At 71.0% G+C, this 6,289-nt stretch carries 7 protein-coding genes; 2 read left to right on the top strand and 5 right to left on the bottom strand.

Annotated features, from left to right (window positions below; all coding sequences use genetic code 11):
- Window positions 1-5: 5 nt before the first annotated feature.
- Window positions 6-344, bottom strand: coding sequence for a hypothetical protein (locus tag ACFYWY_RS33175; protein ID WP_389193523.1), 339 nt, complete (start codon window positions 342-344; stop codon window positions 6-8).
- A 42-nt stretch (window positions 345-386) separates the two neighbouring features.
- On the opposite strand from ACFYWY_RS33175, the gene ACFYWY_RS33180 reads away from it, so the two are divergent.
- Entirely contained in the window at window positions 387-734 is a 348-nt protein-coding gene (locus ACFYWY_RS33180) for an SCP2 sterol-binding domain-containing protein (RefSeq protein WP_389193526.1), read from the top strand.
- On the opposite strand, the gene ACFYWY_RS33185 is transcribed toward ACFYWY_RS33180, so the two are convergent.
- From ACFYWY_RS33185 to ACFYWY_RS33200, 4 genes are all read right to left on the bottom strand, one after another.
- Entirely contained in the window at window positions 718-1,521 is an 804-nt protein-coding gene (locus ACFYWY_RS33185; RefSeq protein WP_389193529.1) for an ABC transporter ATP-binding protein, read from the bottom strand. The genes ACFYWY_RS33180 and ACFYWY_RS33185 overlap by 17 nt on opposite strands.
- 44 nt (window positions 1,522-1,565) lie before the next feature.
- Window positions 1,566-2,594: a FecCD family ABC transporter permease gene (locus tag ACFYWY_RS33190; protein WP_389193532.1), complete on the bottom strand. Its 1,029-nt coding sequence runs from the start codon at window positions 2,592-2,594 to the stop codon at window positions 1,566-1,568.
- 121 nt (window positions 2,595-2,715) lie between these two features.
- A complete protein-coding gene (locus tag ACFYWY_RS33195) occupies window positions 2,716-3,768 on the bottom strand; it encodes a FecCD family ABC transporter permease (RefSeq protein WP_389193534.1) in 1,053 nt (350 codons plus the stop codon).
- A gap of 50 nt (window positions 3,769-3,818) precedes the next feature.
- Window positions 3,819-4,847 carry an HAD hydrolase-like protein gene (locus tag ACFYWY_RS33200; RefSeq protein WP_389193537.1) on the bottom strand — a complete coding sequence of 343 codons (1,029 nt, stop codon included), beginning with the start codon at window positions 4,845-4,847 and terminating at the stop codon, window positions 3,819-3,821.
- A 71-nt stretch (window positions 4,848-4,918) separates the two neighbouring features.
- Between ACFYWY_RS33200 and ACFYWY_RS33205 the strand changes: the two genes are divergently transcribed.
- Window positions 4,919-6,199 carry a DUF1015 domain-containing protein gene (locus tag ACFYWY_RS33205; protein ID WP_389193540.1) on the top strand — a complete coding sequence of 427 codons (1,281 nt, stop codon included), beginning with the start codon at window positions 4,919-4,921 and terminating at the stop codon, window positions 6,197-6,199.
- The last annotated feature ends 90 nt before the right edge of the window (window positions 6,200-6,289 follow it).

The following is a 6,289-nucleotide window of genomic DNA, read 5'->3' on the forward strand; positions in this document are numbered from 1 at the left end:
TCGGTTCAGCTCCTGTGGTTGTACGAGGGTGTCGGCTGGGGGCGTGCGTCGAGCGCGGTCAGCGCGTCGCGCAGCGCCCTGTGTACATCCTCGTACACCTCGAGGTGTCCGTCCGCCGGGAGGTGGTCCGCGTCGGCCAGCCGCTCCAGCTGGGCGTCCACGCCGGCGTCGCCTGTGGGGACGCGCTGCACGCCGAGGGCCGCGGGCGCGGCGGGTTCGTACGCCTGGGCGGGGGCCGCCGCAGACGCGGGGCTCCCGGGCTCGGGGCTCCCGGGCTCAGGGCTCTGTGGCGCCCCGTGGATCCCCTGCTCCTGGATCTCCGGGCCCGGCATCGAGTCGCTCATGCCCAGACGCTATCGCGAAGCCCTGAGGTACGGTCGATCACGATGGCGACAACGGAAGAGTGCCGCGCCGCACTCGACAAACTCTCGGACAACCTGGCCCATGCGGACGGCGACGTGCGTGGTGCGGCCGCGCTCGACCGATCCCTCAGCTGCCACATCAAGGATCTCGACATCACCTTCACCGGCCGTCTCGACGACGGCCGGATCACGGTGGCCGACACCTTCCCGGGTCCGCCGCGCGAGAGGGCGGAGATCCGCCTGGCGATGAATGGCGACGACCTGGTGGCGATGGTCGACGGCGAGCTGAACTTCGCGAAGGCCTGGGCATCGGGCCGGGTCAGGCTCGAGGCCGGCTTCCGCGATCTGCTGCGCCTCAGAACACTGCTGTAGCGCCGCGCCTCCGGGCCGCCGGCACCACCAGCGGCGTCCCGGACTCCGGGTCGTCGATGACCTGGCTCTTCACCCCGAAGACCTGCTCCACCAGCTCGGCGGTGACCACATCCGCGGGCGCGCCCTCTGCGACGACCTTCCCGTCTCGCAGGGCGACGAGGTGCGTCGCGTAGCGGGCAGCCTGGTTGAGGTCGTGCAGTACGGCGACGAGTGTCCGCCCCTGCGTCTCGTGCAGCTCCGCGCACAGGTCGAGCACTTCGAGCTGGTGCTGGATGTCGAGGAACGTCGTGGGCTCGTCGAGCAGCAGCAGCGGGGTCTGCTGGGCCAGCGCCATCGCGATCCATACGCGCTGCCGCTGCCCGCCGGACAATTCATCGACATAGCGCTCTGCCAGTTCGCCGACTCCGGTCGCGGTCATCGACTCCTCGACAATCCGCTCGTCCTCCGGCGACCACTGGCGCAGGAGTCCCTGGTGCGGATAGCGGCCGCGCGCGACCAGGTCGGCGACCGTGATCCCGTCCGGCGCGATCGACGACTGCGGCAGCAGGCCGAGCGTCTTGGCGACCTTCTTCGCGGGCAGCGAGTGGATGACCTGCCCGTCGAGCAGGACCCGGCCCTGAGTCGGCTTGAGCATCCGGGACAGGGCGCGCAGCAGAGTCGACTTTCCGCAGGCGTTCGGGCCGACGATCACAGTGAAGGAGTTGTCGGGGATCTCCACCGAGAGGTTCTCGGCGATGACGCGCTGGTCGTAGCCGAGGGTGACCGATTCCGCGGTGAGGCGCTGCATAGGGGCCGTACTCCTGGATCGGGGGTTCACGGGGTTCACGAGGTTCATATGCGTCCCGCCTTGCGTTCGGTGACCAGCAGCCAGAGCAGATAGCAGCCGCCGAGCACTCCGGTCACCACACCGACCGGCAGCTGGCGCTCGCCGAAGGCGGTGGTGGCCGTCCAGTCGGCGATCAGCAGCAGCGCGGCGCCCATCAACGCGGCCGCGGCCAGGTTCGGTCCCGGCGAGCGGGTCAGCCGGCGTGCGAGCTGGGGCGCGCTCAGTGCGACGAAGGCGATCGGCCCGGCGGCCGCGGTGGCGACCGCGATGAGCACGACGCCCGAGCCCATCAGCACCACGCGGGTGCGCTCGACCGGGACGCCCAGCGCGTACGCCGCGTCGTCGCCCATCTCCAGCATCCGCAGCGGGCGCCCGTACACGAACACCAGCGGCACCAGGACGGCGCACATCCCGAGCAGCGGCCAGACCTGGGCCCAGTCGCGGCCGTCGAGCGAGCCGGTCATCCACAGCGTGGCCCGGCTGGCGTCGACCAGGCTGGCTTTGGTCACCAGATAGTGGTTGGCGGCGGTGAGCATGGCGGCCATGCCGATGCCGACGAGGACCAGCCGGTAGCCGTGCACGCCGCGCTTCCACGCCAGCAGGTAGACCGCGACGCCGGTCACCACTCCGCCGACGACCGCGCCCCCCGCCACCCCGACCGCCCCGCCGTCGAAGAGCACGATCGCGCTCAGCGCGCCGACGGTCGCGCCCTGCCCGAAGCCGATCACATCCGGACTGCCGAGCGGATTGCGGGAGATGGACTGGAAGATCGCGCCGCTGAGGGCGAGCGAGGCGCCGACGAGCAGTCCGACGAGCGCCCGCGGCAGCCGCAGGTCCCGGACAATGAACTCCTGCGCCTGGGTGCCGTTTCCGAGGAGCGTGGCGATGACCTCGCCGGGCGGGATCGGGAAGTCGCCGCTGCCGATCAGTACGACTCCTGCGGCCGCGACGGCGGCGGCGAGCAGCAGGACGACGGCTGCCGCCCTCGGATCGACCCGTACGGAGAGCCCACCGGGGGTGCGTATCGCTTTCACTGGGACTTCCCTCGCACGGCGTTCCGGGCAGGTCGTCGGGGCTGTCTGTCCTGCCGGGGGTCCGGCCCGCGGCGGAGCCGCTTTGGGGTGCGGCGTCTCCCGGGAGGACACAGCACTGCCTTCACAGCTGGGCCATCCTCTTGCGGCGTACGAGATGGATGAAGACGGGCCCGCCGATCAGCGCGGTGACGACGCCGACCTGCAGCTCGGAGGGGCGGGTGACGACCCGGCCGACGACGTCGGCGCCGAGCAGCAGGACGGGCGACAGGACGGTGGCGTACGGCAGGATCCACCGCATGTCGGGTCCGGTGATGGTGCGCACGAGGTGCGGGATCATCAGCCCGATGAAGACGATCGGCCCGCAGGCGGCGGTGGCCGCCCCGCACAGCAGCGTGACGGTGAGCATCGCGAGTGCGCGCGTACGGTTCAGATGCGCGCCGAGCGCGCGGGCGGTGTCGTCGCCCATCTCCATGGCGTTGAGCGGCCGCGCGAGCAGCAGCGCGAGCACCACGCCGACGCCGATGAACGGTGCGACCCTGCCGATCGTCGCCATGTCGGCCGAGGCCAGCGAGCCGACCGTCCAGAACCGCAGCCGTTCGAGAGCGGCGGCGTCCAGCAGCTGTACGGCGTTGACGTAGCCGAAGAGCGCGGCAGTGGCCGCGGTCCCGGCGAGCGCGAGCCGTACCGGAGTCGCGCCGCGGCTGCCGCCGAGGACGTACACGACAACGGAGACGGCGGCCGCGCCGAGAAACGCGAACCACACATAGCCGGTGAGCGATGTGACGCCCAGGAAGCTGATGGCCGAGACGACGGCGGCCGACGCTCCCGCGTTCACACCGAGCAGTCCGGGTTCGGCCAGCGGGTTGCGCGTCAATGCCTGCATCACGGCGCCCGCGAGGCCGAGAGCCGCGCCGACGATCAGACCGAGCAGGGTCCGCGGCACGCGCACATCGTGGACGATGACGTCATTGCCGGCGCCGGCGTTGTGGAACAGGCCGTGCCACACGTCGGAGAGCGGAATCGACTTGGCACCGACGGCGATGCTCGCGACACAGACCAGCAGCAGGAGGCCGATGGACACCAGCAGCCCGGCGGCGCGCACCGCGTGGCGCTTTCGGGAAGCAGCTGCGGATATCGGCTCCGCGCTCTGTTCGGGGGGACTGTCGACCAACACGAGGTTAGGTTAGCCTACCCTCCCATCGATCAAACCCGTCCTTACGCGGCCTACAACCCCAGCCTGGACAACGCCTTGCCCGCATCCAGCGTGCAGGAGCCGTCCCCCGCCTGCGTCCACGCCGCCGCGCACAGCGCCCGCAGCCCGTCCAGCGGCTCCCCCTCGCCGTCGAGCGCCAGTTGCTCGTCGCGTACGGACGCGGTCCACCCGCCGCACGTGAACCCGCCGTCCGCCCCGGCCACTTCGGGCTGTCCGGTCAGCATGCCGCGCAGATCGGCGTCCACATAGGTCGGCCGGTGCTCGGGCGACGCGGCCAGCAACTGCGCGCCGTCGGTCACCCCGGTCAGTACGAGCAGCGAGTCCACGCCCCCGTTGAACGCGCCCTCGATGTCCGTGTCCAGCCGGTCCCCCACCACCAGCGGCTTGCGCGCGCCCGTCCGCAGGATCGTCTCCTTGTGCATCGGCGGCAGCGGCTTCCCGGCCACCTGCGGCTCCGCGCCCGTCGCGATCCGTACGACCTCGACGGCCGCACCGTTGCCGGGCGCGATCCCTCGCGCGCTGGGAATCGTCAGGTCGGTGTTGGACGCGAACCACGGCACACCCCGGGCGATGGCGTAACACGCCTCCGCGAACCGCCCCCAGGCCAGATCAGGACCGCCGTACCCCTGCACCACCGCCGCCGGGTCGTCGTCCGCGGACTCCACCGGCTCAAGACCCCGTTCGCGCAGCGCGACGCGTAGTCCATCGCCGCCGATCACCAGCACCCGGGACCCGGCCGGTACCTGCTCGGAGATCAACCGGGCGACCGCCTGCGCCGAGTTGATGACGTCCGACGCATCGGTCGGCACACCCAGCTCGGTGATGTGCGCGGCCACGGCGTCGGGCGGCCGCAGCGCGTTGTTCGTCACATACGCGAGGTGCATTCCCCGCTCCCGTGCCGTCAGCAGCGAATCCACGGTGTACGCGATCGCCTCACCGCCCGCGTACACCACGCCGTCCAGGTCGAGCAGTGCCGTGTCGTACGCCTCGCTCAGCGCCGTCGCGCTTCCGCTCGGCCGGTTTCTGCTCTGCTGGCTCATTCGCTTGTGCTCCTCACTCGGTTCCGCTCCCCCGATCATCGCTCATCCGCGTACCCACATACGATGCACAAATGAACAACGAAGGTCCCGCGGCCAACGACGGTCTGCACCTGATTCCGTTCCGTGGACTGCGCTATGTCCCCGAGCGGGTCGGCAGCCTCGCCGCCGTGACCTCGCCGCCGTACGACGTCGTCGTCAGGCCCGACGGACTGCTCCACCTCGAGTCGGCGGACCCCCACAACATCGTCCGGCTGATCCTCCCGCAGGCGGCCACCGCGCCGGCCCGCCACCAGCAGGCCGCCGAAACCCTCACCCGCTGGCTGGCCGACGGCATCCTGGCCGCGGACCCCGAGCCGGCGCTGTACGTGTACGAGCAGCGCCAGGACGACATCCTGCAGCGCGGCGTCATCGGGGCGCTCGCGCTGTCCGAACCGTCCGAAGGCGTCGTCCTCCCCCACGAGGACGTGATGCCGGACATCGTCGCGGACCGCGCGGCCCTGATGCGTACCACCGCCGCCAACCTGGAACCACTGCTCCTCACCTACCGGAGCATGGGCATCGCGACCGGCGCGACGGCGGTCATCGAACGCACCGTCCTGCGCTCCCCGCTGCTGGCCACCACCACGGAGGACGGCTTCAGCCACCGCCTGTGGTCGGTGACGGACCCCGCCGATCTGGCCGAGATCCGCGCCGACCTGTCCGACCGTCAGGCCCTGATCGCCGACGGCCACCACCGCTGGGCGACGTATCTGCGGCTGCGCGAAGAACACTCCTCGCACGGCCCCTGGAACTACGGCCTCGTCCTGCTGATCGACACGGCCCGCTACCCGCTGCGGGTCCGCGCCATCCACCGTCTGCTGCGCCGCCTCCGGGTCTCCGAGGCGCTCGCCGCGCTGTCCGGCTCCTTCCACGTCCAGCGCCTGGACCTCCCGCTCCCGCAAGCGCTGGAGGCCCTCGCGGACGCGGCGGCCGACGGGAACGCCTTCCTCCTCGCGGGCGACGGCGCCTTCCACCTCGTCGACCGTCCGGACCCGGAACTGCTGTCGCGCACGGTGCGCGCCGACCGCCCCGAGGCGTGGCGCACGCTCGACGCCACGGTCCTGCACTCGACGCTCCTGGACGCCATCTGGCGGATTCCGGACACCCCGGAACACATCTCGTACATCCACGACACCGAGGCGGCCGTAACGCAGGCCGAACTCCGCGGCGGTACGGCGGTGTTGATGCATCCGGTACGGGAGGAGGTCGTACGGGATCTCGCCCGCGAAGGTGTCACGATGCCCCGCAAGTCCACGTCGTTCGGCCCGAAGCCGGCGACGGGTCTGGTGCTGAGAAGCCTGGCCCTGGACTAGTAGGACTCCGTTAGGTCTTCCTCTTGGTCGTGTTTGGGGGCATGTTGGGGGTGTGGACGCACACGAAGTGAACCGTGCTCGGGCGAAGTT

Origin of the sequence: Streptomyces sp. NPDC002870 (assembly GCF_042888505.1) — a bacterium.
Lineage (GTDB): Bacteria > Actinomycetota > Actinomycetes > Streptomycetales > Streptomycetaceae > Streptomyces.

Excerpts from the sequence above, each read along its gene's own strand:
- ACFYWY_RS33205 (WP_389193540.1), top strand. The coding sequence starts at position 4,919 with ATGAACAACGAAGGTCCCGCGGCCAACGACGGTCTGCACCTGATTCCG.
- ACFYWY_RS33200 (WP_389193537.1), bottom strand. The coding sequence starts at position 4,847 with ATGAGCCAGCAGAGCAGAAACCGGCCGAGCGGAAGCGCGACGGCGCTG.
- ACFYWY_RS33180 (WP_389193526.1), top strand. The coding sequence starts at position 387 with ATGGCGACAACGGAAGAGTGCCGCGCCGCACTCGACAAACTCTCGGAC.
- ACFYWY_RS33185 (WP_389193529.1), bottom strand. The coding sequence starts at position 1,521 with ATGCAGCGCCTCACCGCGGAATCGGTCACCCTCGGCTACGACCAGCGC.
- ACFYWY_RS33175 (WP_389193523.1), bottom strand. The coding sequence starts at position 344 with ATGAGCGACTCGATGCCGGGCCCGGAGATCCAGGAGCAGGGGATCCAC.